This window comes from Pseudomonas sp. Z3-8 (genome assembly GCF_051131975.1).
Classification (GTDB): domain Bacteria; phylum Pseudomonadota; class Gammaproteobacteria; order Pseudomonadales; family Pseudomonadaceae; genus Aquipseudomonas.
In genome coordinates, this window is the sequence record NZ_CP071643.1 from 5,511,834 (window position 1) to 5,537,954 (window position 26,121).

Genomic DNA, 26,121 nt, shown 5'->3' on the forward strand with positions numbered 1-26,121 from the left:
GCTCGGTGTCCCCTCACTCCGGCATTGCTCCGTGGGCCCGCCGCGAAGGGCCGTCCCTGGCCCAGCGCGGCTATCCCGGCATCCATGCCGGGATGCCCACTCCACAATGCCTGCGTTCGGCCAGCGTGGTTAACGGGGCGCCTCAGATCAAGATCAAGATCAAGATCAAAAGCAAGGCGGCCTGATTCTCGCGGGGGTACCCGGTTTCATTGTGGGAGCGAGCCTGCTCGCGATGGCGTCCTTACAGACGTCACCAACACCTCAAGCTTCAGCAATCAACCAATCCATCTGCCAACCACCCTGGGTCTGCCCGAGCTTCCTGGACAACCACGGCAGCAATTCCCGGAGTTCTTCCTCAAGCCCCCAAGGCGGATTGGCAATGGCCAGGCCGGAGCCGTTCAGGCTGTTCGGCGTGGCCAGCGGATGCACCAGCAATTCCACCCGCAACAGCTTCGGCGCGCCGGTGCCGGCCAGGTCCTGATAGAAGCGACGCAACATGCGCTGGTCCTTCACCGGGTACCAGATTGCCGCAACCGTCTGGCGCATCCGGCCGATGGCTTCCTTGAGCGAAGCGGCGCAGCGCTGCATCTCGTCGAGCTGTTCAAAGGGCGGATCGATGAGCATCAGCCCGCGCTTCTCGCTCACCGGCAGCAGAGCCCGCGGCACATGCCAGCCTTCGCCCAGGTGCACCGCCACGCGACGGTCACCCTTCATGTTGTCCTTGAGCAGAACGCCGTCTTCGGGATGTTTCTCGTTGAGCAGCACCCGGTCCTGCGCCCGGGTCAGGCGCCGCGCCAGTTCCGGTGAGCCCGGGTAATAACGCAACTGGCCGTCCGGGTTCATCTCGTGCAGCACATTCATATACTCGGCGGTCAGCGGCGGCAGGTCATCCTGGCCCCACAACCGCGCGATGCCTTCCAGGTATTCGCCGGTGCGATTGGCCTGGTCGCCCTGCAAGTCGTACAGCCCGATGCCCGCGTGGGTATCCAGGTAAGCGAAGGGCTGCTCCTTGCGCGACATCAGGGCAATGAGGCGAGTCAAGGTCAGGTGTTTGAACACATCGGCGTGATTGCCGGCGTGGAAGGCATGGCGATAATTCATGGCGGCTCCTGCGAAGGCCGACGAGTTTACCTTGAAGCGTGCCGAACGTCAGGGGTTCGCAGCCGAGCGGACGAACAGACCCGTGGCGAGAGAGCTTGCTCCCGCTGGGCTGCGCAGCAGCCCCTTACAACGAGCCTCAACACGCCAACAGATCGCAGGCGCCCTCCTTGCAGCGCTCGCATTCCTCGCAGAACGGCGCGGGGCTTTTCAGGCTGACGATTTGCGCATGGCTAAGGGGCGAGGCCGGCGCGGCGGCGAGTTTTTCCGCCGCGCCGGGCGCAATGGCTTCGGCCCCCATGACTGCCATCGGCGCGCCACCGACCTGGATCGGCACGCTGCTGAAGATTCCGCCCGGACCGATATTGATCCAGTGCCCACCGGCCTGGATGGTCGCGCTGGCGCCACCCTCCAGCACGATCTGCCGGCCGGCACTGACATGAAAGCCTCCCACGGCGCTGATGGCCTGGTTGGCCACGCGGATATGCCGATCGCCCGCGACCAGCAGGTGATCATCCTGGCGGACCTCGACCTGACGCCGACCTGCGGTGATGCGCTGCTCGTCATCCTGCAGTTCATGCCGCGACAAGCCGGAGACCACGATGCTGCGCTCGTGATCGACCTGCACGCGCTGGTCGTGCAACACGTGCTGCGTCCAGTTGCGCTGGGCCCTCAGGTAGATTTCCTCGGCACCCTTGCGGTCCTCGATGCGCAACTCGTTGTAGCCACCGCCACCGGGACTGCTCTGGCTGCGCAATATGCTGCGGGTCTTGTCCGCCGGCAGGTCCAGCGGTACCGGGTTGGCGCCGTTCGGCAGACAGCCCACCACCAGCGGCTTGTCCACGTCGCCCTCCATGAACCCCACCAGCACTTCCATGCCGACTCGGGGAATCATCACGCCGCCGTAGTGATCGTGTGCCCAGCCGCTCGCCACCCTCAGCCAGCAACTGGAATGCTCGTCACGCTTACCGTCGCGATCCCAGACCAGTTGCACCTTGACCCGCCCGAACGCGTCGCAATGGATCTCGCTGTCCGCCGGGCCGGTCACCACCGCGGGCTGGTAGCCGTTGACGGACGGCTTCCTGTGCTGCAACGGCGGTCGAAAGAACACTCCCCACGGCGTGGCGAGGAAGCTATTGCAGTAGCCTTGGAACTCATCCGCGCCGACAGAAGCGTTTTCTTCCAGCACCTGCGGCTGGCGGCCATGGTGGTCAACCTGCGTCAGCAACCAGAGGTCGTTCCATTGCGCCCGGGGATGCTCCTTGATACACATGAAATGTCCGCTGGCAAAGGCGCTGTCATCGCTGCCACCCTCCGCCAGGCACCCATCGCCCGCCTGCCGTTCGAGAGCATGCTGGGCCAGATGCTGGCCATCGTCGCGGTCGGTGAACTGGCCGGGGTAGAGATAACTCTCCAGAACGGGAAGTTGCTGATTGTCGATGTCCGCCTGCAACGAGAGGCCCGGCTTGCGAAAATCGTAGTCGCGCAACATCACGGCGTTGGTGTGGGTCTGCAACCGCACGGCCAGGCGCTTGATAGCCGGCTCGGCGGCAGCCATGCCGCTGCCGGGCAGATACAAAGTGGACTCGGGCAGGCGCAGGAACACCGTCTGGTCGTCGCCAAATATCAGCAGGTGGCCGTCAGGGCTGTGTCGGAAGTGATAGTGGATGCCGACTTCGGTGCAAATCCGTTCGATAAAAACCAGATCGCTTTCGTGGTACTGCACGCAATATTCACGCTCGGGATATTGCCCGCCAAGACTGAACTGGCAGGCATCGGCGAGGATACCGTGGTCCTTCAATACGCGGGAGATGATTTCCGGCACGCTCAAGTGCTGGAAAATCCGCTGGTTGATGCGATGGCGCAAGTAAGCCAGGCGAGGCACAAGGCTGACCTGATAACGGCTCAGCCGCTCGCCCGAATCGCCTTGGGCGACGCTATAGACCTGGCCGTGTATCCCGCCACCTTGGTGACCGAAGCGCAGATAAGCCTGACGATGCAACAGATCTTCAAGCACCAGGTCGGGCCGCTCGCTGACGAGCTCCAGATCAAAGCGATAGGGTTGGCTGACGGCTTCCGTGCCCTTGAACTCAAGGACCTGCAATTCATTCGGGCCGCTGTCGAATGTCAGCGTAAAACGTGGCGAGTTGGCAGGCGCGAACATCCGATGTGCCTCTGCGAAAGGGAGGCAAACGATTCTGCATGAGCCATGGCGGATTGGACCGATCAGCGGAAAAAACAGATTTGCCTTACAGACGACGGGGCAAAAGTTGCACAAAACAAACGTATCGCCTGACATCGCGGTTTGGCAGAGCCTGGCAGGCAAAGTGAGGTAACGGCGGAGTCTCTCCAACAATCGGGCCGGGGCGCCGCCAAAAAAAACGGCCCGCCTCCATGAGAGACGAGCCGTTTTTCAAACCTTCAGACGAGCCATGACGGCCTCGCCGAGTGGCTTATTGATTCAAGCGGAAATCCTTCTCGGCCGCTTCGAAGCGCTGCAGCATGCCGGCGGTTGGCGAACCCATCTTGCTGACCACGTAGATCGCCAGGCTGGCAAAGATGAAGCCAGGGATGATTTCGTAAAGCCCCAGCAGCTCGAAATGCTTCCAGACGATTACGGTGATCGCACCCACCAGGATCCCGGCCAGCGCGCCGTTACGGGTCATGTCTTTCCAGATCACCGAAATCAGTACCACAGGACCGAATGCCGCACCGAAACCGGCCCAGGCGTAGCTCACCAGGCCCAGTACACGGTTTTCCGGGTTGGCGGCCAGGGCGATGGCGATGACCGCTACCAGCAGCACCATGAAACGACCTACCCAGACCAGTTCCAGCTGGGAAGCGCTCTTGCGCAGGAACGTCTTGTAGAAGTCTTCGGTCAGGGAACTGGAGCACACCAGCAGTTGGCAGCTCAAAGTGCTCATGACCGCCGCCAGGATGGCCGACAGCAGGACACCGGCAACCCATGGATTGAACAGCAGTTTCGCCAGTTCGATGAACACACGCTCAGGGTTTTCGGTTACCGGACCGGCCACTTCAGGGTGCGCCGAGAAGTAGGCGATACCGAAGAAACCGACGGCAACGGTGCCGCCCAGGCACAGGATCATCCAGGCCATGGAAATACGACGCGCCTTGGCAATCGACTTGACCGAATCCGCCGCCATGAAGCGCGCCAGGATATGCGGCTGGCCGAAGTAGCCCAGGCCCCAGCCCATCAGCGAGATGATGCCGATGAAGGTGGTATTTTTCAGCATGTCGAACGACGTAGGGTCTTTCGCTTCGATAGCCAGGAAAGTGGTATCGACGCCGCCGGTGGCCAGCAGCACGATGATCGGCGTGAGGATCAACGCGAAGATCATCAGGGTCGCTTGTACGGTGTCGGTCCAGCTCACGGCCAGGAAACCACCAATGAAGGTGTAGGCAATGGTCGCGGCAGCGCCGGCCCACAAGGCAGTCTCGTAGGACATGCCGAAGGTGCTTTCGAACAGACGGGCACCGGCCACGATGCCGGAAGCGCAATAGATGGTGAAGAACACCAGGATCACCACCGCGGAGATGATCCGCAGCAAGCCGCTGGTATCCTCGAAACGGCTGGAGAAATAATCCGGCAGCGTCAGCGCATCACCGTTGTGCTCGGTCTGGACCCGCAGGCGACCAGCGACGAACAGCCAGTTCAGGTAGGCACCGATGATCAGGCCAATGGCGATCCAGCTTTCCGACAGGCCGGACATATAGATGGCGCCGGGCAAACCCATCAACAGCCAGCCGCTCATGTCGGAGGCACCGGCAGAGAGCGCTGTCACGACACTGCCCAGGCTGCGACCGCCCAGGATGTAGTCGGAAAGGTTGTTGGTGGAGCGATAAGCCATCAGGCCGATCAGGACCATGGCTGCGATATAGATCACGAAAGTGATCAGGGTAGGATTGCTGAAACTCATGAGTACGCCCTGGCTTTGTTTTTATGGTGCGGTGGCAGTTGAAAACCCGGACAACGCAGACGTTGTACCGACGTTTTGTGGACCCGCGAATTTATGACTGATGTTTCCCCAGGAAAGCCACCAGCCGATGCAGCTCGGCGCGAAGCCGGTTGCACCTTGGCCGCGAATGCTATTCAACAAATCAAATAAGGTGCAACCAGTTTCGTTCAAATAAGTTGCACCTAGTCGGAATATTCGTACGCAAGGCGACTTTCCGCACGCTATTGGTGCAAATGAGATTGCTTTTCGACTTTCCCGCGCACCAATAAAGTGCAGGACCTGTTTAGGGTCCAATGCAACCTGATGAGCTGCTCAATATTTCGACAAAAAATAGGTTGCACCCGGTTGCACCTCTATCGGCTCGCAGCTAATCTTGCCGCCAGCTGATGCCACGCCATACGTGGTAAACATGAGGATAAAAATATGGCTACCACCACCCTTGGGGTCAAACTCGACGACCCGACCCGCGAACGCCTGAAGGCGGCCGCAACCTCGATTGATCGCACGCCGCACTGGCTGATCAAGCAGGCAATTTTCAATTACCTGGAAAAACTTGAGGGTGGTGCAACCCTGACCGAGCTGAACGGTTCGACCCGCGCCGATAGCGATGATGCCGGTGAAGTCCAGCCCGATCACGCTCACCAGTGCTTCCTGGAGTTCGCCGAAAGCATTCTGCCGCAATCGGTCCTGCGCGCCTCCATCACCGCCGCCTACCGTCGCCCTGAGCCGGAAGTGGTACCGATGCTGATCGAGCAGGCCCGCCTGCCGGCTGAGATGGCCGAAGCCACCAACAAGCTGGCGGCTTCCATTGCTGAAAAACTGCGTAACCAGAAGAGTGCCGGCGGTCGTGCCGGTATCGTTCAGGGCTTGCTGCAGGAATTTTCCCTGTCGTCCCAGGAAGGCGTAGCGCTGATGTGCCTGGCGGAGGCGCTGCTGCGCATCCCGGACAAAGGCACCCGCGACGCACTGATTCGCGACAAGATCAGCACCGGCAACTGGCAGCCGCACCTGGGCAACAGTCCGTCGCTGTTCGTCAACGCCGCCACCTGGGGCCTGCTGCTGACCGGCAAGTTGGTCGCCACTCATAATGAAGCCGGCCTGACTTCGTCGCTGAGCCGCATCATTGGCAAGAGCGGCGAGCCGATGATCCGCAAGGGCGTCGACATGGCCATGCGCCTGATGGGCGAGCAGTTCGTCACCGGCGAAACCATCGCCGAAGCCCTGGCCAACGCCAGCAAGTTCGAAGCCAAGGGTTTCCGTTATTCCTACGACATGCTCGGTGAAGCCGCGCTCACCGAACATGACGCCCAGAAGTACCTGGCCTCGTACGAACAAGCCATCCATTCGATCGGCAAAGCCTCTCACGGTCGTGGGATTTACGAAGGCCCGGGCATTTCCATCAAGCTTTCGGCCCTGCATCCGCGTTACAGCCGCGCCCAGTACGAGCGCGTCATGGACGAGCTGTACCCGCGCCTGCTGTCGCTGACCCTGCTCGCCAAGCAATACGACATCGGCCTGAACATCGACGCCGAAGAGGCCGACCGCCTCGAACTGTCCCTGGACCTGCTCGAGCGCCTGTGCTTCGAGCCGCAGCTGACCGGCTGGAACGGCATCGGCTTCGTGATCCAGGCCTACCAGAAGCGTTGCCCGTACGTCATCGACTATGTGATCGACCTGGCTCGTCGCAGCCGTCACCGCCTGATGATCCGCCTGGTGAAAGGCGCCTACTGGGACAGCGAGATCAAGCGCGCCCAGGTCGAAGGCCTGGAAGGCTATCCGGTGTACACCCGCAAGGTGTACACCGACGTTTCCTACATCGCCTGCGCCCGCAAGCTGCTGTCGGTGCCGGAAGTCATCTATCCGCAATTCGCCACGCACAACGCCCACACTTTGTCGGCGATTTACCACATCGCCGGTCAGAACTATTACCCGGGCCAGTATGAATTTCAGTGCCTGCACGGCATGGGCGAACCGCTGTACGAACAGGTTGTAGGCAAGGTTTCCGAAGGCAAGCTGAACCGTCCGTGCCGCGTGTACGCGCCGGTCGGCACCCACGAAACGCTGCTGGCCTACCTGGTGCGTCGCTTGCTGGAAAACGGCGCGAACACTTCGTTCGTCAACCGCATCGCCGACCAGTCGATTTCCATCCAGGAACTGGTCGCCGATCCAGTGGCGAGCATCGAGCAGATGGCGACGCTGGAAGGCGGTTTCGGCCTGCCGCACCCGCGCATTCCGTTGCCACGCGATCTGTATGGCAGCGAACGCGCCAACTCCAGTGGCATCGACCTGGCCAACGAACATCGCCTGGCCTCGTTGTCCTGCGCTTTGCTGGCCACCGCCCACAACGACTGGAAAGCTGCGCCGATGCTCGGCTGCGCCGCCAGTGAAGAAGCCCCGGCACCGGTGCTGAACCCGGCCGATCACCGTGACGTGGTGGGCCACGTGCAGGAGGCTACCGTCGCCGATGTCGACAACGCCATCCAGTGCGCCCTCAACGCCGCGCCGATCTGGCAAGCCACGCCACCGGCCGAACGCGCCGCGATCCTGGAGCGCGCCGCCGACCTGATGGAAGGCGAGATCCAGCCGCTGATGGGCCTGCTGGCCCGCGAAGCCGGCAAGACCTTCGCCAACGCCATCGCCGAGGTACGCGAGGCCGTGGACTTCCTGCGCTACTACGCGGTGCAGGCGCGCAACGATTTCACCAACGATGCCCACCGTCCATTGGGCCCGGTGGTCTGCATCAGCCCGTGGAACTTCCCGCTGGCGATTTTCAGCGGCCAGGTCGCCGCCGCACTGGCCGCCGGCAACCCGGTACTGGCCAAGCCCGCCGAGCAGACGCCTCTGGTGGCTGCCCAGGCAGTGCGCCTGATGCTTGAAGCCGGCATTCCGGAAGGCGTCCTGCAATTGCTGCCAGGCCGTGGCGAAACCGTTGGTGCACGCCTGGTGGGTGACGATCGGGTCAAAGGCGTGATGTTCACCGGTTCAACCGAAGTCGCGCGCCTGCTGCAACGCAATATCGCCGGACGCCTGGACAACCAGGGCCGGCCGATCCCGCTGATCGCCGAAACCGGCGGCCAGAACGCGATGATCGTCGACTCTTCGGCCCTGACTGAACAAGTGGTCATCGACGTGGTGTCCTCGGCTTTCGACAGCGCCGGCCAGCGTTGCTCGGCCCTGCGTGTTCTGTGCCTGCAGGAAGATTCCGCCGACCGCGTCATCGAAATGCTCAAGGGCGCCATGGCCGAATCGCGCCTCGGCAACCCCGAGCGCCTGTCGGTGGACATCGGCCCGGTGATCGACGCCGAAGCCAAGGCCGGCATCGAGAAACACATCCAGGCCATGCGCGACAAAGGTCGCACCGTGTATCAGATGGCAATCGCCGACAGCGACGAGTGCAAGCGCGGCACCTTCGTGATGCCGACCCTGATCGAGCTGGAAAGCTTCGACGAGCTGCAACGCGAGATCTTCGGCCCGGTGCTGCACGTGGTGCGCTACAAGCGCAAGGAGCTGGACCAGTTGATCGGTCAGATCAACGCCTCCGGCTACGGCCTGACCCTGGGCGTGCACACGCGCATCGATGAAACCATCGCCAAGGTGATCGACAACGTCCATGCCGGTAACGTCTATGTAAACCGCAACATCGTCGGTGCCGTGGTCGGCGTGCAGCCATTCGGCGGCGAAGGCCTGTCGGGCACCGGTCCGAAGGCCGGCGGCCCGCTGTACCTGTACCGCTTGTTGTCGACTCGTCCTACCGATGCGATCCAGCAGTCCTTCGTACGTGGCGATGCCCTGTCGGCACCGGACCTGCGCTTGCGCGACGCCATGAGCAAACCGCTGACCGCCCTGCAAGCCTGGGCCGACAGCCACAAGCTCGCCGAACTTAGCGCCCTGTGCGTGCAGTTCGCCGCCCAGTCGCAAAGCGGCATCACCCGCCAGCTGACCGGCCCGACCGGCGAACGCAACAGCTACGCCATCCTGCCCCGCGAGCACGTGTTGTGCCTGGCGGACGTGGAAGGCGACCTGCTGACGCAACTGGCGGCCGTATTCGCCGTAGGCGGCTCGGCCGTGTGGCCGGAAACCGACACCAGCAAGGCGTTGTTCGCACGCTTGCCGAAGGACATTCAGGCGCGCATCCAGCGGGTTGCCGATTGGACCAAGGACGACGTGTTGTTCGACGCGGTCCTGCACCACGGCGACTCGGACCAGTTGCGCGGCGTGTGCCAGCAAGTGGCCAAGCGCGCCGGGGCGATCGTCGGGGTGCATGGCTTGTCCCAGGGCGAAACCAATATCGCCCTGGAACGCCTGGTGATCGAACGCGCGCTGAGCGTCAACACCGCCGCGGCGGGTGGTAACGCCAGTCTGATGACGATCGGCTAAAACCCTGTAGGCCAGGCACCCGCAATAGGTGCCTGGCAATCGAAACCCAATGTGGGAGCGAGCCTGCTCGCGAAGACGGCGTATCAGTCGACCTCAATGTTGCTGACTCACCGCTTACGCGAGCAGGCTTGCTCCCACATTTTGATTAGTGTCGCCCCCGCCTCTGCATCACTGTCATCAATCATCCTGTTCAGCCTTTATCAGCACGCCTAGACTCGGCCCATTCCAAGAAAAGGTAGGCCGCCATGTCCGAGACGCTGCTCAGTTCCCGCAATCTGGCTTTCGAGCTGTATGAAGTCCTTGATGCCGAAGGCCTGACCCAGCGCGAACGGTTTGCCGAGCACAATCGCGAAACCTTCGACGCGGCCATCGGTACGGCCCGCAGCATTGCCGAAAAATATTTCGCGCCGCACAACCGCAAGAACGACGAAAACGAACCGCGCTATGAAGATGGCCAGGCCATCCTGATCCCGGAAGTGAAACCTGCGGTGGATGCGTTCCTGGAGGCGGGCTTTCTCAACGCCGCCCGCAGTTTCGACGCCGGCGGCATGCAACTGCCGACGCTACTGTCCCAGGCGTGCTTCGCGCACTTCCAGTCGGCCAATGCCGCTTCGACTTCTTACCCGTTCCTGACCATGGGCGCGGCGAACCTGATCGAAAGCTTTGGTAGCGATGAGCAGAAGCAGCGCTTCCTGCGACCGATGATCGACGGCCGTTTCTTCGGCACCATGGCCCTGACCGAACCTCACGCGGGTTCTTCGCTGGCGGATATTCGTACGCGCGCGGAACCGGCGTCCGACGGCACTTATCGACTCAAGGGCAACAAGATCTTCATTTCCGGTGGCGACCATCCGCTGTCGGAAAACATCGTTCACATGGTCCTGGCCAAACTGCCGGACGCGCCGCCGGGCGTGAAGGGCATCTCGCTGTTTATCGTGCCCAAGTTCCTGGTGAACGAAGATGGCAGCCTGGGCAAGCGCAACGACGTGCTGCTGGCCGGGCTGTTTCACAAGATGGGCTGGCGCGGCACTACGTCTACGGCGCTGAACTTCGGTGATAACGGTGAGTGTGTCGGTTACCTCGTCGGCAAACCGCACCACGGTCTGAGTTACATGTTCCAGATGATGAATGAGGCGCGGATCGGCGTCGGCATGGGCGCCGTCATGCTGGGCTACGCCGGTTACCTGTATTCCCTTGAATACGCCCGCGAACGCCCGCAGGGCCGGGTACCCGACAGCAAGGATCCAGGCACCGCGCCTGTACCGATCATCCAGCACGCCGACGTACGCCGCATGCTGTTGACCCAGAAAGCCTACGTGGAAGGTTCGTTCGACCTGGGCCTGTACGCGGCGCGGCTGTTCGACGACACCACTACGCTTGAGAGCGAAGCCGAGCGCCGCCGCGCCCATGAGTTGCTGGACCTGCTGACCCCCATCGTCAAATCCTGGCCCTCGGAGTTCTGCCTGAAAGCCAACGAACTGGCGATCCAGATTCTCGGCGGCCATGGTTACACCCGTGAATATCCGGTGGAGCAGTATTACCGCGACAACCGCCTGAACCCGATCCACGAAGGTACCCATGGCATCCAGTCCCTGGATCTGCTGGGACGCAAACTGGCACAGAACGGCGGGGCCGGTCTCAAGCAACTGATCCGTCTGGTGGCCGATACCAGCGAGCGCGCCCAGGCGTACGATTCGTTGACGCCCCTGCGCCAGCCGCTGGAAGCCCTGGTGGCGCGCCTGCAATCGGTCACCCTCGGGCTGCTGACGGACCTCGCCCAGGGCAAGGTCAACAGCAGCCTCGCCAATTCGGCGCTGTACCTGAAGGTGTTTGGCCATATGGTGATTGGCTGGCGCTGGCTGGAACAGGCGATTCGCGCCGAGGAAGGGCTGGCCAGGGGCAATGCGGCGGATGTGGACTTCTACAGGGGCAAGCTGCAAGCGGCGCGCTATTTCCTGACCTGGGAAGTACCGGGTTGCCAGCATGAACTGGCGTTGCTTGAAGCGCGGGATGATACGTGCCTGGGGATGCGGGATGAATGGTTTTGAGCCGGAGCTTGCTGCGCGGCTGAAATCCATTCGCGAGCAGGCTCGCTCCCACAGGGGGCTCAAGTGAACGCAACATCTGCGTTCACCATAGATCTACTGTGGGAGCGAGCCTGCTCGCGAAAGCGGTCTGTCAGTTAAAGCTGAATTGCCTGATCCGACGCTTTCGCGAGCAGGCTCGCTCCCACACGGGCACCACAGCCAACATTCGCTAAAGGTTCAAGCCTGCTGGATCGTCTTGGCAATAACCTCGACCGTGGCGCTGACCTGCTCCTCGTAGCGGTCGAGCTCCGCGCGGTGCTGCTTTTGCATTTCAATCTGTTGCGAACATAGATTCATGGCCGCCAGCACCAGCAGGCGGTCGCCGATCAACGTCGGGAACTTGCGCTTGGTATCGGCCAGGGCCGCCTTGAGCATCGAAGCGGCGTCCAGCAGCGCCTGCTCCTGCCCGGCCGGCGCCTTGATCGAGTATTCCTCTCCGAGAATCGAGACGACCGTCACCCCATCGGCACCCTGCTTCATGCGCCGACCGTTGCGGTGCTGGCGCGCTCGATCAGGGCCTGGATCCGTGCGGCGGTGGTGCCGTGCAATTCTTCCTGTTCCATCAGGTTCAGCTGCAGGCTTTCGTTTTCATCCTTGGCCTTGGCCAGTTCGGCGCTCAGGCTTTCATTCAGGCCGGTCAGGTGGCGGTTCTGCTGCACCAGGTCGTTGACCAGTTGCTCCAGCTGGCTGAGGGATGTTTCCAACATATTGAATTCCAGGCTTTTCAAGGGGGCGCGTACGATAAAGAAAACTCACCGTCGGCGCCACGACTCAGAAGGCAGCGGTATCCCGCTCGCGAGCTGTAAAGACTGTGATGGGGAAATCTGGTTCCGACCCTTCGTCGCGCCAACCCCGATGGCGTGCGACAAAAGCACGCAGCGCCCTCAAGACTTCAGTCGCCAGACCGATAAGCCTGGAAACCAGTCACAGCTCCGCACGGACGCGCTTTTTCACGGTAACTTCCATGTCCCTACGTAATATGAACATCGCGCCGCGGGCGTTCCTGGGGTTTGCCCTGATCGGCGCCCTGATGCTGGCATTGGGCGTATTTGCCTTGAGCCAGATGAGCAAGATCCGCACGTCCGGCGAAAACATCGTCGTAAACAGCGTGCCGAGCATCAAGGCCCTGAACGAATTCACCCAACTGACCCTGCGCCTGCGCGTGCTGTCCTATCGCTTGCTGACCAACCGCGAACCGGACACCCAGCAAAAAACCTTCGAGTTGTTCGAGCAACGCAACCAGCAGATCCGCACGGCCCAAAGCGCTTATGAAAAGCTCATCAGCGCTCCGGAAGAACGGGCCGCCTATGACCAGTACGTGCAGTTGCTGAATCAGTATCGTCAGCTTGAAGAGCGCATGAAGACCCTTTCGCGCAATAACCAGGTCGATGAACTGCGGACCTTGCTCGGTAACGATCTGCAAACCAATTCGGAAGCTGTCAACGCGGTCCTGGCTCGCCTGACTGACATTAACAACAAGCAGGCAGAAGCCTTCAATCAAAGTGCTGCGCAACAGGCCTCAACCGCGTTCAACTGGGTCGTTACCCTACTGGTCATCGCCACCGGCCTGACTTTGCTGTTCGCCTGGCTGCTGACCAACAGCATCACCAAGCCAATCGCCAACGCCCTGGATGCCGCCGAAGAAATCGCCAAGGGCAACCTGACCCGGCCGATCGTCGTGGATGGCAGCGACGAAGCCGGCCGTTTGTTGCGAGCAATGGCGACCATGCAGGAGAAACTGCGCGACACGCTGCAGCGGATCTCCGGCTCGGCCACCCAACTGGCCTCCGCCGCCGAAGAGCTCAACAGCGTCACCGACGAAAGTGCCCGTGGCCTGACCCAGCAGAACAACGAAATCGAACAGGCCGCCACGGCGGTCAACGAGATGACCAGCGCCGTGGAAGAGGTGGCCCGCAACGCGGTCAGCACTTCCGAAGCGTCGAAGAACGCCACCACTTCGGCGGGTGACGGTCGCGACCTGGTGCAGGAAACCGTCAGCGCCATCGAACGCATGAGCGCCGACGTACAGAGCACCGCCACGCTGATCGGCAACCTGGCCGATGAGTCCCGCGATATCGGCAAAGTGCTCGACGTGATCCGTGGCCTGGCCGACCAGACCAACCTGCTGGCACTGAACGCCGCCATTGAAGCGGCCCGCGCCGGTGAAGCCGGTCGTGGTTTTGCGGTGGTAGCCGATGAAGTACGCGCCCTCGCCCATCGCACCCAGCAGTCGACCAGCGAGATCGAGCGCATGATCGGCAGCATCCAGAGCGGCACCGAACAGGCCGTGGATTCGATGCGCAACAGTACCGAGCGCGCCGAGTCGACATTGAACATCGCCCGCGGCGCCGGGATGTCCCTGGACACCATCAACACCGCCATCGTCGAGATCAACGAACGCAACCTGGTGATCGCCAGCGCCGCCGAGGAGCAGGCCCAGGTGGCCCGTGAAGTCGACCGCAACCTGGTGAACATCCGCGACCTGTCGGTGCAATCGGCCACCGGCGCCAACCAGACCACCGCCGCCAGCGCCGAACTGTCGCGCCTGGCCGTGGACCTGAACAGCATGGTCGGGCGGTTCAGCCTCTGACCGCCCGTGGGTCGCTCACAGACTGTGCGCGACCCACGCTTTTGTGGTGAGCGAGCTTGCTCCCGCTGGACTGCGCAGCGGCCCCGTCTTTAAAAGCGACGACTGCTTCGCAGCCGAGCGGGAGCAAGCTCCCTCGCCACGGTGTTTCCCTCTCTGGATCCGGTGCACATACGCCGATCCCAACCTTTTTTGACAGCATCACATTTCAACAGGTTAGAATCGCTGGCACGCAGACTGCATGGTCAGTTTGCGCCTGCCCCCTCAAGATTCCGGAGTACTGCCTTTGACTGCGACGACCATCAACAGCCTGTTCTTGATCGGCGCGTTGCTGGTGAGTGCGAGCATTCTGGTCAGTTCTCTTTCGTCGCGCCTGGGCATCCCGATCCTGGTGATCATCCTCGCCGTGGGCATGGTCGCCGGCGTGGACGGTGCCGGTATTCTGTTTGACAACTACGCCACGGCCTACCTGGTCGGCAACCTCGCGTTGGCGGTCATCCTGCTCGACGGCGGCTTGCGCACGCGAGTCTCAAGCTTTCGCGTGGCATTGTGGCCGGCGTTGTCGCTGGCCACCGTCGGCGTGCTGATCACCACCGGGCTGACCGGCCTGGCGGCGGCGTGGCTATTCGACCTGAACCTGATCCAGGGCCTGCTGATCGGTGCGATCGTCGGCTCCACCGACGCTGCGGCGGTGTTTTCGCTGTTGGGCGGCAAAGGCCTCAACGAACGGGTCAGCGCCACTCTGGAAATCGAGTCCGGCAGCAACGACCCGATGGCGGTGTTTCTTACCGTTACCCTGATCGGCATGCTCGCCAGCGGCGAAACTGGCCTGCAGTGGAGCCTGTTGGGCCATCTGATGCGCGAGTTCGGTATCGGCGCCGTGATCGGCCTGGGTGGCGGCTGGCTGATGCTGCAACTGGTCAACCGCATCAACCTCGCCAACGGCCTCTACCCGATCCTGGTGATCAGCGGCGGCCTGGCCGTGTTTGCCCTGACCAACGCCCTGCACGGCAGCGGCTTCCTGGCCGTGTACCTGTGTGGCCTGGTAATCGGCAACCGCCCGATACGCAGTCGCCACGGCATCCTGCATATGCTCGATGGCATGGCCTGGCTGGCGCAGATCGGCATGTTCCTGGTGTTGGGCCTGCTGGTCACGCCCCATGACCTGCTGCCGATCGCCCTTCCCGCCCTGGGCCTGGCCCTGTGGATGATCCTCTTCGCGCGCCCGCTGTCGGTGATGGTCGGCCTGCTGCCGTTCAAGGCTTTCCACGGTCGCGAGAAGGTGTTCATCTCCTGGGTCGGCCTGCGTGGCGCGGTACCGATCATCCTCGCGGTGTTCCCGCTGATGGCCGGTTTGCCTCACGCACAGCTCTATTTCAACCTGGCATTCTTTATCGTGCTGGTGTCGCTGCTGGTGCAAGGCACAAGCCTGCCGTGGGTCGCCAAGCTTCTGCACGTGACCGTCCCGCCAGAACCTCTGCCGATTTCCCGGGCAGCGCTGGAGGTTCACGTCACCAGCGAGTGGGAGCTGTTCATCTATCGCCTCGGTGCGGAAAAGTGGTGCATCGGCTCGCCGCTTCGGGATCTGAAAATGCCTGACGGAACCCGTATTGCGGCCTTGTTTCGTGGCCAGCAACTACTCCATCCGTCGGGTAGTACGGTCCTGGAAGTCGGTGATCTGCTGTGTGTAATCGGCCATGAACACGACCTGCCAGCCCTGGGAAAACTGTTCAGCCAAGCGCCGCAACGGGGCCTCGATCTGCGCTTTTTCGGCGACTTCGTACTCGAAGGAGACGCCCAGCTGGCCGCGGTCGCGGCGCTGTACGGGCTGCAGCTCGACGGCATCGATCCGGACATGTCCCTGGGCCGCTTCATTGCCCAGAAAGTCGGGGGGGCTCCGGTGGTCGGCGACCAGGTGGAGTGGAACAGTACCCTATGGACGGTCGCGGCCATGGACGGGAACAAGATCGGCAAAGTGGGCGTCAGATTCCCCGAAGGAAGTCGCCCGGGCCCCGGCTTGTTCCTCTAAACTGCTCCCACTCTCACTTGCTTGACCGGTCTTTATGCCTACCCTGCGCTCCTTTTTCGCCATTGCCCTGCTCGGCCTGAGTCTTTCCATCTGCACGGTGCACGCCGCCGAACCGCCTACCAGCGCCTCGGTCCAGGCCAGCCTGGACAAGATCGCCGACCGCAAACTGCCGGAGGCCGACCAGAAAGCCTTGCAGGCCGTGTTGCAGAACACCCTGACCCAGCTCAGCAACAAGGCCGACTACGAACAGAAGCTGCAAGCCCTCAAGCAGCAACTGGCCAACGCCCCCAAGCAGAACATCGAGAACCAGCGCGAGCTGGCGCGGCTCAAGGGCACCAATGTGGTGCCGGTGGCGCAGCGCTACGCTAACCTGCCCATCCCTCAGCTCGAACAGATGCTGACGGAGCGCTCCACCCAGCAGAGCGACCTGCAAAAGGCCCTGGCCGACGCCAACAGCCTGGTGATCACCGCCCAGACCCGCCCCGAGCGCGCCCAGGCGGAAATCTCCGCCAGCCAGACCCGCATCCAGCAGATCAACACCCTCCTCAAGGCCGGCCGCGACGCCGGCAAGGCCCTCAGCGCCGAACAGCGCGACCAGCTCAACGCTGAACTGGCGGCCCTCAATGCGCTGATTCCATTGCGCCGCCAGGAGCTGGCCGGCAACAGCCAGCTGCAAGACCTGGGCAACAGCCAGCATGATTTGCTGTCGGAAAAGATCGACCGCATGGAGCGAGAGATCCAGGATCTGCAGAACCTGATCAACCAGAAGCGCCTGGCCCAGTCCCAGGAAACGGTGACCCAGCAATCCATCGAAGCGCAGAAGGCCGGCGGCAGCAGCCTGCTGGCGACCGAAAGTTCGGCCAACCTGAAGCTCTCCGATTACCTGCTCAAAAGCACCGATCGGCTCAACGAGGTCACCCAGCAGAACCTGCAAACCAAGCAGTTGCTCGATAGCGTCACCCAGACCGACGCCGCCCTGGATGAGCAGATCAGCGTGCTCAAGGGCAGCCTGCTGCTCTCCAAGATTCTCTACAAGCAGCGCCAGACCCTGCCACACCTGAAACTGGACCAGAACCTCGCCGACCAGATCGCCGACATCCGCCTGTACCAGTTCGAGGTCAGCCAGCAACGCGAGCTGTTGAACAATCCCGGCGCCTATGTCGACAGCCTGCTGGCGTCCCAGCCGTCGGAGCAAGTCACGCCGCAACTGCGCAAGACGCTGCTGGAGCTGGCGCTGACTCGGGTCGACCTGTTGGAACGGCTGAACCGTGAGTTGAGCGCGGTGCTCAACGAATCCATCACCTTGCAGCTCAACCAGAAGCAACTGCTCAGTACCGCCCAGAACCTGCGGGCAACGCTCGAAGAGCAGATGTTCTGGATTCCCAGCAACAAACCGCTGGATTTCGAATGGATGCGTGGCGTGCCGGCCCGCCTGGAGAAGCAGGTCGACTCGCTGCCCTGGGCGTCGAGCCTCAGTGAGCTGGCTGACGGCCTGACCCAGCGGCCGCTGCTGTTCCTGCCCCTGGCCCTGCTGATCGGTGCGCTGCTGTGGCGACGCAAGAATCTTTATGCGCGCTTGAACAAGGTTCACCAGGATGTCGGCCACTTCAAGCGCGACAGCCAGTGGCACACCCCCCAGGCGATCCTGATCAACATTCTGCTGGCGATGCCGGTGGCCCTGGCACTCGCGCTGTGCGGCTATGCCTTGCAGATCGACGCCCGCGGCCAGAACACTAACCTCGGCGCCGCGCTACTGCAGATCGGCCAAGCCTGGCTGGTGTTCTATACCGCCTATCGAATTCTCTCTCCCGGAGGCGTCGCCGAGCTGCATTTCCGCTGGGAAAAACCCCAGGTGGAATTCCTCCAGGCCTGGATCCGTCGACTTGGCCTGGTGGTGCTGGCCCTGGTGGCGGTGGTTGCCGTGGCGGAGTTGCAGCCGTCGGCCCTGGCCGACGACGTACTCGGCATGCCGGTGGTGTTGACCTGCTACGCCTCGATGGCCTGGCTGCTCAGCCGACTGCTGCTCAGCAGCCCGACGCACACCAACGCCTCGCTGTTTCGCAAGGCCGTCGGCGTGCTGTTCACCGCGCTGCCGATCGCATTGTTCGTCGCTGTCTGCTTCGGCTACTACTACACCGCGTTGAAACTCAGCGATCGCTTGATCAATACCCTGTACCTGCTGATGTTCTGGCTGGTAATCGAAGCCACATTCGTGCGCGGCCTGTCGGTCGCGGCCCGGCGACTGGCCTACCAGCGCGCCCTGGCCAAGCGTCAGGCGGCCAAGGAGGTCGGCGACGGTGAAACGGTGGTCGAGGAGCCGACCCTGGACATCGAGAAGGTCAACGAACAGTCCCTGCGCCTGATCCGCCTGGCCCTGCTGGGCGGTTTCATGGCCGCGCTGTACTGGGTCTGGTCAGACCTGATCAGCGTGTTCTCCTACCTGGACAACATCACCCTATACGAATACACCAGCGGCACCGGCGTGAACATGAGCATGGTGCCCATCAGCATCGGCGACATGCTTGGCGCGCTGATCATCATCGGTATCACCTTCGCCCTGGCCCGCAACCTGCCTGGCCTGCTGGAAGTGTTCGTGCTGTCGAAGCTGAACCTGGCCCAGGGCAGCGCCTACGCCACCACCACGTTGCTGTCCTATGTCATCGCCGGCGTCGGCTTTGTCACGACGTTGTCCACACTGGGCGTGAGCTGGGACAAGCTGCAATGGCTGGTGGCCGCGCTGTCGGTGGGCCTGGGCTTCGGCATGCAGGAGATTTTCGCCAACTTCATCTCCGGCATCATGATCCTGTTCGAGCGCCCGGTACGGATCGGCGACACCATCACCATCGGCAACCTGTCGGGCACGGTCAGCAAGATCCGCATTCGCGCGACCACCATCACCGACTTCGATCGCAAGGACATCATCGTCCCGAACAAGACCTTCATCACCGGACAATTGATCAACTGGTCGCTGACCGACACCGTGACCCGGGTAACCCTGAAACTCGGCGTGGACTACGGCTCGGACCTGGATCGGGTTCGCGAACTGCTGCTCAAGGCTGCCCGCGACAACCCGCGTGTGTTGAAGGAGCCGGAGCCGATCGTGTACTTCCTGAACTTCGGTGAGAGCACCCTGGACCACGAGTTACGCATGCACGTGCGCGACCTCGGCGACCGCAACCCGGTGCTGGACGAGATCAACCGGTTCATCAACCGGGAATTCAAGAAGGAACATATCAACATCTCGTTCCGTCAGATGGAGATCTATCTGAAGAACCTGCAAGGCCAGGAATACAAACTGGTGCCCGCCGAGCCCGACCACAAGACCCTCGGGCCTGTGCCCTCGACCGTAGCCAGCATCAAGCCCGTTCCGGAGCCACCGCAACAGACACTCGACTGATCGCGGGATGCCTGCGGGCGCCCCGTCGGAGATGGCCATGAAAACACTGGAAACGCTGACTTTGGATAACCGCTTCGCCCGCCTGGGCGACGGTTTCTCGGCCCACGTGCTGCCGGAGCCCATCGACAATCCGCGCCTGGTGGTTGCCAGCCCGGCCGCGATGGCGCTGCTTGACCTGGATCCGGCCGAAGCACAGACGCCACTGTTTGCCGAAATTTTCGGCGGCCACAAACTCTGGGCCGAAACCGAGCCTCGGGCCATGGTGTATTCCGGGCATCAGTTCGGCCACTACAATCCGCAATTGGGTGACGGCCGCGGGCTGCTGCTGGGCGAGGTGTACAACGAGGCCGGCGAGCATTGGGACCTGCACCTCAAGGGCGCCGGCCAGACGCCGTTTTCGCGGATGGGCGATGGCCGGGCGGTACTGCGCTCCTCGATCCGCGAATTCCTCGCCTCCGAAGCCTTGCATGCGTTAGGCATCCCGACCACGCGCGCGCTGTGTGTGATCGGCTCCGACACCCCGGTATGGCGCGAAAAGCAGGAGCGCGCCGCCATGGTGCTGCGCCTGGCGCCGAGCCATGTGCGCTTCGGACATTTCGAATACTTCTACTACACCAAGAAACCGGAGTTGCACGCGGCCCTGGCCGAGCACGTGCTGAACCTGCATTTCCCTGAATGCCGGGAGCAGCCGGAACCGTACCTGGCGATGTATCGGGAGATTGTCGAACGCAACGCCGAGTTGATTGCCAAATGGCAGGCCTACGGCTTCTGTCACGGGGTAATGAATACCGACAACATGTCGATATTGGGTATCACCTTCGACTTCGGCCCTTTCGCCTTCCTCGATGACTTCGACGCCAACTTCATCTGCAACCACTCCGACGACCAGGGCCGCTATTCATTCAGCAACCAGGTGCCCATCGGCCAGTGGAACCTCAGCGCCCTGGCCCAGGCCCTGACCCCCTTCATCAGCGTCGACGCCCTGCGCGAGACCCTGGGTCTGTATCTGCCGCTGTACCAGGCCCACTACCTGGACCTGATGCGCCGCCGCCTCGGCCTGACCCGCGCCGAGGACGATGACCAGAAACTGGTGGAGCGCCTGCTGCAACTGATGCAGAACAGCGGCGTCGACTACAGCCTGTTTTTCCGTCGCCTGGGCGAACAGGCGCCCGAACAGGCCGTCGCCCGCTTGCGCGATGACTTTGTCGATCTCAAGGGTTTCGATGCCTGGGGCGAGCTTTACCTCGCTCGGGTCAATCGCGAGGGCGTTGTCGATCAAGCCCAGCGCAGAGCCCGCATGCACGCGGTCAATCCGTTGTATGTATTACGCAACTACCTGGCGCAGAAAGCCATCGACGCCGCCGAATCAGGCGACTACGAAGAAGTCCGCCGCCTCCACGGCGTACTGTCCCGTCCGTTCGAGGAACAACCGGGCATGGACAGCTACGCCGAAAGGCCGCCGGAATGGGGCAAGCACCTGGAGATCAGCTGCTCGTCGTAACGACCTGCCAGACACATGGCCCCCGTGGCGAGGGAGCTTGCTCCCGCTGGGCTGCGAAGCAGTCCTGAAAGACCGACGCAGTCGTCCAGGTAAACAACGACGGCTACGCCGCCGAGCGGGAGCAAGCTCCCTCGCCACGGGTTCAGATTGTCCGGGAGAGAGAGTTCGCGAGCTGGCTCGCTCCCACATTGGGAGCGATGTGATCGCGATATAGACCACAACACCAAACTCCTGTGGGAGCGAGCCTGCTCGCGATGGCGATCTTCAATCAACCGCCGACCTCCAGACTACCCGCTCACCCCGCCTTATCGTTCCCCTGCTCAGGCGTCTCGATTCCCGATTCCGCTTCTTCCGCCGCCGGTTCCGCCGGTTTTTTTTCGTCGGGATACCCCGGCATGCCGCGGGCGTCTTCCGGGGTCAGCTCATCGCGATCATGGCGGTCATCGGTCGCATAGGCCGTGGCGGCGTTCGGGTCTTCGTCGCGGCCGGCGGTGCCAAGCACGAAGCCGTCGTCGTTGGGGTTGTCCAGCGTCTGGGGAAGGGTTGGGTCTTGAGGATTGCTCATGGGACCTCCGGGTTCGCAAAAATTACGTTGTGGTGTTTTGAGGGTCTGGCGGGCTCAGGGTGCGGCTCATCTGATGAATGGCGCAGCGCATCGTTCCTCAAATAGAACGCTAAGGCTGATTTTTGCAGTCTGGCGCGACAAAGGTGTCGGTTTTAATCTTTACCCATCGAAACGCAACACGGATTGAAGCCGGCGCTTCGGCCAGATGGATCACCGATTTACCGACATCTAGAAACCCTTACTCACGCCGAAACGTTCGGCCACCAAAACTTAGAGGACTACGCCATGACTACTTCCTACAACCGTCTCGACAAAGATAACGCCGCCGTTCTGCTGGTGGACCACCAGGCTGGCCTGCTGTCGCTGGTGCGCGACATCGACCCGGACCGTTTCAAGAACAACGTGCTGGCCCTGGCTGACCTGGCCAAGTACTTCCAACTGCCGACCATCCTCACCACCAGCTTCGAAACCGGCCCCAACGGCCCGCTGATGCCAGAACTCAAGACGCTGTTCCCGGACGCGCCTTACATTGCTCGTCCTGGCCAGATCAACGCCTGGGACAACGAAGATTTCGTCAAGGCGATCAAGGCCACCGGCAAGAAGCAATTGATCATCGCCGGTGTCGTGACTGAAGTCTGCGTAGCCTTCCCGGCCCTGTCGGCCCTGGCCGAAGGTTTCGAGGTGTTCGTAGTGACCGATGCGTCCGGTACGTTCAATGAACTGACCCGCCAATCGGCGTGGGACCGCATGTCCTCCTCGGGCGCGCAATTGATGACGTGGTTCGGCCTGGCCTGCGAACTGCACCGCGACTGGCGCAACGATGTGGAAGGTCTGGCGACCCTGTTCTCCAACCACATCCCGGACTATCGCAACCTCATGACCAGCTACAACACGCTGACCAACGCGAAGTAACGGCCACACCGATATACCCTGTGGGAGCGAGCCTGCTCGCGAAAGCGGTCCGACAGTCGATTATTCTTGACTGATCCTCCGCCTTCGCGAGCAGGCTCGCTCCCACAGGTTTTTTTGTGATTTGCGTATAGTGTTGTGCCAACAATTTTCAGGAGACCGACCCGATGCTGATCCCCTGCCCTCATTGCAACGGCCTCAATCGCATCCCCGCCGAACGCCTGGGCGACCAGCCCAAGTGCGGACGTTGCAAGGCCCAGGTGTTATTGAGCAAACCGTTCGAACTCAAGCAAGGCGACTACGCCAGCCAGATCAAGGGCGACCTGCCGTTATTGGTGGATGTCTGGGCGCACTGGTGTGGTCCGTGCAAGTCCTTTGCGCCGGTGTTCGAACAGGCCGCCGCGCAGTTGGCGGGTAAATGCCGACTGGCCAAGCTCGACAGCGAGGCCAATCAACAACTGTCGGCCCAGCTGGGGATTCGCTCGATTCCCAGCCTGATTCTGTTCAAGGATGGCCGGGAGGTTGCCAGGCAGAGCGGGGCGTTTCCTTTGCCACAGCTGATGAGTTGGTTGCGCGGCCAGGGTATTTGATTCAAACCCCATGTGGGAGCGAGCTTGCTCGCGATGGCGGTGTGACAGTTGTTACTTCATCGCCTGCCAGAATGCTATCGCGAGCAGGCTCGCTCCCACAGGTGGATTTGGTTTATGCCTGTAAATCAGGCGTTTTCCAGCAGATTATGCAATTCCACAAACTGCTGGGTCAGCTTATGCCGCGGGTCCAGGTGGATCAGCGGCAGGCTCGCCTGGTGCGACTCACGCATGCGCACCGAACTGCTCAGGTACACCGGTAACACCGGCAGGCCTTCGGCTATCAATTCGTCAAGGATCTGCTGCGGCAGGCTGGCGCGGGCCTGGAACTGGTTGACGACGATGCCTTCGACTTCCAGGCCTTCGTTATGGTCGTCCTTCAGCTCTTCGATTTCCGCCATCAGGCCATACAGCGCCTGGCGGGAGAAGCTGTCGCAATCGAAAGGGATCAGTACCCGATCCGCCGCGATCAGCGCGGAAACCGCATAGAAATTGAGGGCTGGCGGAGTATCCAGGTAGATCCGGTCGTAGTCCTCGTCGAGCTCTTCGAGCAGCTTGCGCAGCTTGTTGATCTTGTGTTTCGCCTCAAGCTTGGGCTGCAGATCCGTCAATTCCGCCGTGGCAGTGATGACATGCAGGTTGTCAAACGGCGTCTCGTAGATATCGACCTTGCTCTTCTTCGAGAAGGGCCCCGACGACAGGGTCTGCTTGAAGAAGTCGGCGATTCCCATGGGAATGTCCTCGCCCGTCAGGCCAGTCAGGTATTGAGTGGAGTTGGCCTGGGCATCCAGGTCCACCAGCAGCGTGCGATAACCCTCACTGGCGCTGACCGCCGCCAGATTGCAGGCGATGCTGGACTTGCCCACGCCACCTTTCTGATTGAACACCACACGCCGCATGACAAAACCTCCGTGTATCAAAGATTCCCGAGTGTAGTTGGCCAAGGCGCCGCTTCGCTACCTCGGTCATGGACGGATTACAGTGTCGGTGGCTTTTTCGGACAACCGAGCGTCAATACCCCGACCAAGTGACAGAAGCGTCCGACAGACAGCCTCGACACAACCGCAATAATGGCCATGCCCGAATCGGGCCTGACCAGCCGACGGATTTCCCTGGACAAAATGTAACCAGCATTTGCTACAAGCCAACCGCACCGGGATAATGCGCGCCACTTGGGTCGCAAGGCCATGCAGGGTTGGACGCGGGTCAAGCCACTGAACCGTGACAAGAAAAAGCCCGCAGGGGTGGGATGAGTCTGTGATCAATTTCAACATCGCCCAATGGCGCGCATGGGCCCCTGGGCTCGAAAGCGTGGACGATTGGCAGGCATGGAGCCGACAACCGGCTGTGCCGCCCATCAGCGATGCGGCCCCTGACGTGTCTTTCCTGCCTGCCATGCAGCGCCGCCGACTCAGCCGCCTGGCGCGCATGGCGTTCAGCGTCGCCTGGCCACTGGCCGAAGGTCGACCGGACCTGCCGTTGGTCTTTATTTCCCGTCACGGCGAAACCCCGCGCACTTTTGAGATTCTCAAAGACCTGGCAGCCGATCAGCCTTTATCACCGACACAGTTCAGCCTGTCGGTGCATAACGCCGTCATCGGCCTGTGGTCGATCATGCGCGGCGAAACCAGCGAGATGACCGCCCTCGCCGCTACCGGCGACGGCCTGGAGCACGGCATGCTGGAGGCCGCCGCACTGCTGAACGAGGGTGCGCCGGCGGTACTGCTGGTGATCACTGAAGAGCAACCACCGCAGGTGTACGCGCCGTGGGTCAACGACGTGCCGTTTCCCTACGCACTGGGGCTCCTGCTGACTTCGGGCGACGACTGGCAACTTGAATTATCCAGCCCGCCGGCACCCATGCCCGGCAGCGACTGGCCCCATGCCCTGGATCTGCTGCGTAAGCTGCTGGAAAACGACACCACCTGCCAACATGCCTGGAAGAATCGTCTATGGACCTGGCAACGCAACCGGTGACCGGTAAACATCGCGACGCCTACTATTGGCGCCTGCTCGCGACCGCTGCAAGCTTCGCCCTCTTCGGGCTGGGCGGGCTGTGCCTGCGATTGGTGGTGTTCCCGTTGCTCAGTGCGTTACCCGGCGATCCCACGGCCCATCGGCAACGGGCACGCCGCACGGTTGGACGTCTGTTCTGGTTCTTCATCCGGTTCATGGCCCGTACCGGCGTGCTCACCTATCGAATCGACGGCGCGGAGAAACTCGGCCGGCCCGGGCAGATGATCATCGCCAACCACCCCTCGCTGATCGACGTGGTGTTCCTGATCGGGCTGGTGCGCGACGCCAACTGCGTGGTCAAGCAGAGTCTCTGGACCAACCCCTTCACCCGTGGCCCGCTGCGCTCCACTCAATACATCAGCAACGATGGCAGCATGGACATGCTCGATGCTGCCAGTGACGCGCTGCAAGACGGCCAGTGCCTGATCGTCTTTCCCGAAGGTACGCGCACCCAGCCAGGCCAGGCCCCGGCCTTTCATCGCGGGGCCGCGGCCATCGCCCTGCGGGGCGCGAAGATCCTCACACCCGTGACGATCAAGGTCAGCCCCACCACCCTGACCAAGGCCGAACCCTGGTATCGCATCCCCCAGCGGCGCGTGCACTTCAGTTTTCGCGTTGGGGCCGATATAGACCCACAAGCCTTCACCGCGCTTGGCCCCCCGCCGCAGGCTTCGCGCCGGCTCAACGATTTTCTGCATCACTATTACATCAAGGAGCTCGCCGAAGATGAGCGATCTGCACCGTGACATCAAACAGCTGATCATCGACGCCCTTGGCCTGGAAGACATCGCCGTCGAGGACATCGGCGACGACCAGACCCTGTTCGGCGAAGGCCTGGGCCTGGATTCGGTGGATGCCCTGGAGCTCGGCCTGGCGATTCAGAAGCAGTACGGCATCAAGATCGACGCCGACGCCAAGGACACCCGTAACCATTTCAGCAATGTGGCAAGCCTTGCGGCCTTCGTCACTGCAAAACGCCCCTGAGACCGGA

18 protein-coding genes and 2 pseudogenes are annotated in these 26,121 nt (G+C 61.9%); 13 read left to right on the forward strand and 7 right to left on the reverse strand.

The window, feature by feature from the left end; genetic code table 11:
* The first annotated feature begins 5 nt into the window (after positions 1 to 5).
* On the forward strand, positions 6 to 185 hold the full coding sequence (locus tag J3P94_RS25095) for a nucleoid-structuring protein H-NS (RefSeq protein ID WP_434574340.1): 180 nt from the start codon (positions 6 to 8) through the stop codon (positions 183 to 185).
* A 76-nt stretch (positions 186 to 261) separates the two neighbouring features.
* Here the strand turns inward: J3P94_RS25095 and J3P94_RS25100 are convergent, their stop codons facing one another.
* The 3 genes from J3P94_RS25100 to putP all read right to left on the reverse strand — a co-directional run bounded on the left by J3P94_RS25100 (position 262) and on the right by putP (position 5,036).
* Positions 262 to 1,101 (reverse strand): 23S rRNA (adenine(2030)-N(6))-methyltransferase RlmJ, encoded by an 840-nt coding sequence (locus J3P94_RS25100; RefSeq protein ID WP_434570077.1) that lies wholly within the window; start codon positions 1,099 to 1,101, stop codon positions 262 to 264.
* Between the two features lie 136 nt (positions 1,102 to 1,237).
* Positions 1,238 to 3,262, reverse strand: coding sequence for a type VI secretion system tip protein VgrG (locus J3P94_RS25105; protein ID WP_434570079.1), 2,025 nt, complete (start codon positions 3,260 to 3,262; stop codon positions 1,238 to 1,240).
* Positions 3,263 to 3,551: 289 nt separating this feature from the next.
* Entirely contained in the window at positions 3,552 to 5,036 is a 1,485-nt protein-coding gene (gene putP, locus J3P94_RS25110; RefSeq protein WP_434570081.1) for a sodium/proline symporter PutP, read from the reverse strand.
* Positions 5,037 to 5,498: 462 nt separating this feature from the next.
* Here putP and putA point away from each other — a divergent pair, with 462 nt between their 5' ends.
* Positions 5,499 to 9,452, forward strand: a complete 3,954-nt coding sequence (gene putA / locus J3P94_RS25115; RefSeq protein WP_434570083.1) for a trifunctional transcriptional regulator/proline dehydrogenase/L-glutamate gamma-semialdehyde dehydrogenase — start codon at positions 5,499 to 5,501, stop codon at positions 9,450 to 9,452.
* Between the two features lie 245 nt (positions 9,453 to 9,697).
* The gene (locus J3P94_RS25120) at positions 9,698 to 11,500 is read left to right on the forward strand and encodes an acyl-CoA dehydrogenase (protein ID WP_434570085.1); all 1,803 of its coding nucleotides are present in this window, start codon (positions 9,698 to 9,700) and stop codon (positions 11,498 to 11,500) included.
* A gap of 216 nt (positions 11,501 to 11,716) precedes the next feature.
* On the opposite strand, the gene J3P94_RS25125 is transcribed toward J3P94_RS25120, so the two are convergent.
* Entirely contained in the window at positions 11,717 to 12,019 is a 303-nt protein-coding gene (locus J3P94_RS25125; protein ID WP_305497292.1) for a cell division protein ZapA, read from the reverse strand.
* Positions 12,016 to 12,246, reverse strand: coding sequence for a hypothetical protein (locus J3P94_RS25130; protein WP_305497293.1), 231 nt, complete (start codon positions 12,244 to 12,246; stop codon positions 12,016 to 12,018). Before J3P94_RS25130 ends, J3P94_RS25125 begins: the two co-directional genes overlap by 4 nt.
* 323 nt (positions 12,247 to 12,569) lie before the next feature.
* Between J3P94_RS25130 and J3P94_RS25135 the strand changes: the two are divergent.
* The 5 genes and pseudogenes from J3P94_RS25135 to selO form a co-directional block, all read left to right on the forward strand.
* Positions 12,570 to 13,226: pseudogene (locus J3P94_RS25135) on the forward strand (MCP four helix bundle domain-containing protein); the annotation flags it as partial.
* Positions 13,227 to 13,529: 303 nt separating this feature from the next.
* Positions 13,530 to 14,129, forward strand: a pseudogene (locus J3P94_RS25140) (methyl-accepting chemotaxis protein); the annotation flags it as partial.
* A gap of 283 nt (positions 14,130 to 14,412) precedes the next feature.
* On the forward strand, positions 14,413 to 16,155 hold the full coding sequence (locus J3P94_RS25145) for a potassium/proton antiporter (RefSeq protein WP_434570088.1): 1,743 nt from the start codon (positions 14,413 to 14,415) through the stop codon (positions 16,153 to 16,155).
* A 34-nt stretch (positions 16,156 to 16,189) separates the two neighbouring features.
* Positions 16,190 to 19,552: a mechanosensitive channel MscK gene (gene mscK, locus J3P94_RS25150; RefSeq protein ID WP_434570090.1), complete on the forward strand. Its 3,363-nt coding sequence runs from the start codon at positions 16,190 to 16,192 to the stop codon at positions 19,550 to 19,552.
* A gap of 37 nt (positions 19,553 to 19,589) precedes the next feature.
* Positions 19,590 to 21,053 carry a protein adenylyltransferase SelO gene (gene selO, locus J3P94_RS25155; RefSeq protein ID WP_434570092.1) on the forward strand — a complete coding sequence of 488 codons (1,464 nt, stop codon included), beginning with the start codon at positions 19,590 to 19,592 and terminating at the stop codon, positions 21,051 to 21,053.
* A 295-nt stretch (positions 21,054 to 21,348) separates the two neighbouring features.
* On the opposite strand, the gene J3P94_RS25160 is transcribed toward selO, so the two are convergent.
* Positions 21,349 to 21,618, reverse strand: a complete 270-nt coding sequence (locus J3P94_RS25160) for a hypothetical protein (protein WP_434570094.1) — start codon at positions 21,616 to 21,618, stop codon at positions 21,349 to 21,351.
* Positions 21,619 to 21,903: 285 nt separating this feature from the next.
* On the opposite strand from J3P94_RS25160, the gene ycaC reads away from it, so the two are divergent.
* A complete protein-coding gene (gene ycaC / locus J3P94_RS25165; protein ID WP_018603387.1) occupies positions 21,904 to 22,530 on the forward strand; it encodes an isochorismate family cysteine hydrolase YcaC in 627 nt (208 codons plus the stop codon).
* Positions 22,531 to 22,694: 164 nt separating this feature from the next.
* A complete protein-coding gene (trxC, locus tag J3P94_RS25170; protein ID WP_434570096.1) occupies positions 22,695 to 23,117 on the forward strand; it encodes a thioredoxin TrxC in 423 nt (140 codons plus the stop codon).
* Between the two features lie 125 nt (positions 23,118 to 23,242).
* On the opposite strand, the gene J3P94_RS25175 is transcribed toward trxC, so the two are convergent.
* The gene (locus tag J3P94_RS25175; RefSeq protein WP_434570098.1) at positions 23,243 to 24,013 is read right to left on the reverse strand and encodes a ParA family protein; all 771 of its coding nucleotides are present in this window, start codon (positions 24,011 to 24,013) and stop codon (positions 23,243 to 23,245) included.
* 358 nt (positions 24,014 to 24,371) lie between these two features.
* Here J3P94_RS25175 and J3P94_RS25180 point away from each other — a divergent pair, with 358 nt between their 5' ends.
* Genes J3P94_RS25180 through J3P94_RS25190 form a run of 3 tightly spaced genes read left to right on the forward strand, consistent with a single transcriptional unit; the run spans position 24,372 to position 26,114 of the window.
* A complete protein-coding gene (locus J3P94_RS25180; RefSeq protein WP_434570100.1) occupies positions 24,372 to 25,091 on the forward strand; it encodes a beta-ketoacyl synthase chain length factor in 720 nt (239 codons plus the stop codon).
* Complete coding sequence (locus J3P94_RS25185; protein ID WP_434570102.1) at positions 25,067 to 25,876, forward strand: lysophospholipid acyltransferase family protein; 810 nt, start codon at positions 25,067 to 25,069, stop codon at positions 25,874 to 25,876. The genes J3P94_RS25180 and J3P94_RS25185 overlap by 25 nt, the downstream gene beginning before the upstream one ends.
* A complete protein-coding gene (locus J3P94_RS25190) occupies positions 25,857 to 26,114 on the forward strand; it encodes a phosphopantetheine-binding protein (RefSeq protein WP_434570104.1) in 258 nt (85 codons plus the stop codon). Before J3P94_RS25185 ends, J3P94_RS25190 begins: the two co-directional genes overlap by 20 nt.
* Positions 26,115 to 26,121: the final 7 nt, after the last annotated feature.

What these genes read in the sequence shown, in the direction of transcription:
- J3P94_RS25100 (WP_434570077.1), bottom strand. Translation starts at nt 1,101, where the DNA reads ATGAATTATCGCCATGCCTTCCACGCCGGCAATCACGCCGATGTGTTC.
- J3P94_RS25105 (WP_434570079.1), bottom strand. Translation starts at nt 3,262, where the DNA reads ATGTTCGCGCCTGCCAACTCGCCACGTTTTACGCTGACATTCGACAGC.
- putP (WP_434570081.1), bottom strand. Translation starts at nt 5,036, where the DNA reads ATGAGTTTCAGCAATCCTACCCTGATCACTTTCGTGATCTATATCGCA.
- putA (WP_434570083.1), top strand. Translation starts at nt 5,499, where the DNA reads ATGGCTACCACCACCCTTGGGGTCAAACTCGACGACCCGACCCGCGAA.
- J3P94_RS25120 (WP_434570085.1), top strand. Translation starts at nt 9,698, where the DNA reads ATGTCCGAGACGCTGCTCAGTTCCCGCAATCTGGCTTTCGAGCTGTAT.
- J3P94_RS25125 (WP_305497292.1), bottom strand. Translation starts at nt 12,019, where the DNA reads ATGAAGCAGGGTGCCGATGGGGTGACGGTCGTCTCGATTCTCGGAGAG.
- J3P94_RS25130 (WP_305497293.1), bottom strand. Translation starts at nt 12,246, where the DNA reads ATGTTGGAAACATCCCTCAGCCAGCTGGAGCAACTGGTCAACGACCTG.
- mscK (WP_434570090.1), top strand. Translation starts at nt 16,190, where the DNA reads ATGCCTACCCTGCGCTCCTTTTTCGCCATTGCCCTGCTCGGCCTGAGT.
- selO (WP_434570092.1), top strand. Translation starts at nt 19,590, where the DNA reads ATGAAAACACTGGAAACGCTGACTTTGGATAACCGCTTCGCCCGCCTG.
- J3P94_RS25160 (WP_434570094.1), bottom strand. Translation starts at nt 21,618, where the DNA reads ATGAGCAATCCTCAAGACCCAACCCTTCCCCAGACGCTGGACAACCCC.
- ycaC (WP_018603387.1), top strand. Translation starts at nt 21,904, where the DNA reads ATGACTACTTCCTACAACCGTCTCGACAAAGATAACGCCGCCGTTCTG.
- trxC (WP_434570096.1), top strand. Translation starts at nt 22,695, where the DNA reads ATGCTGATCCCCTGCCCTCATTGCAACGGCCTCAATCGCATCCCCGCC.
- J3P94_RS25175 (WP_434570098.1), bottom strand. Translation starts at nt 24,013, where the DNA reads ATGCGGCGTGTGGTGTTCAATCAGAAAGGTGGCGTGGGCAAGTCCAGC.
- J3P94_RS25185 (WP_434570102.1), top strand. Translation starts at nt 25,067, where the DNA reads ATGGACCTGGCAACGCAACCGGTGACCGGTAAACATCGCGACGCCTAC.
- J3P94_RS25190 (WP_434570104.1), top strand. Translation starts at nt 25,857, where the DNA reads ATGAGCGATCTGCACCGTGACATCAAACAGCTGATCATCGACGCCCTT.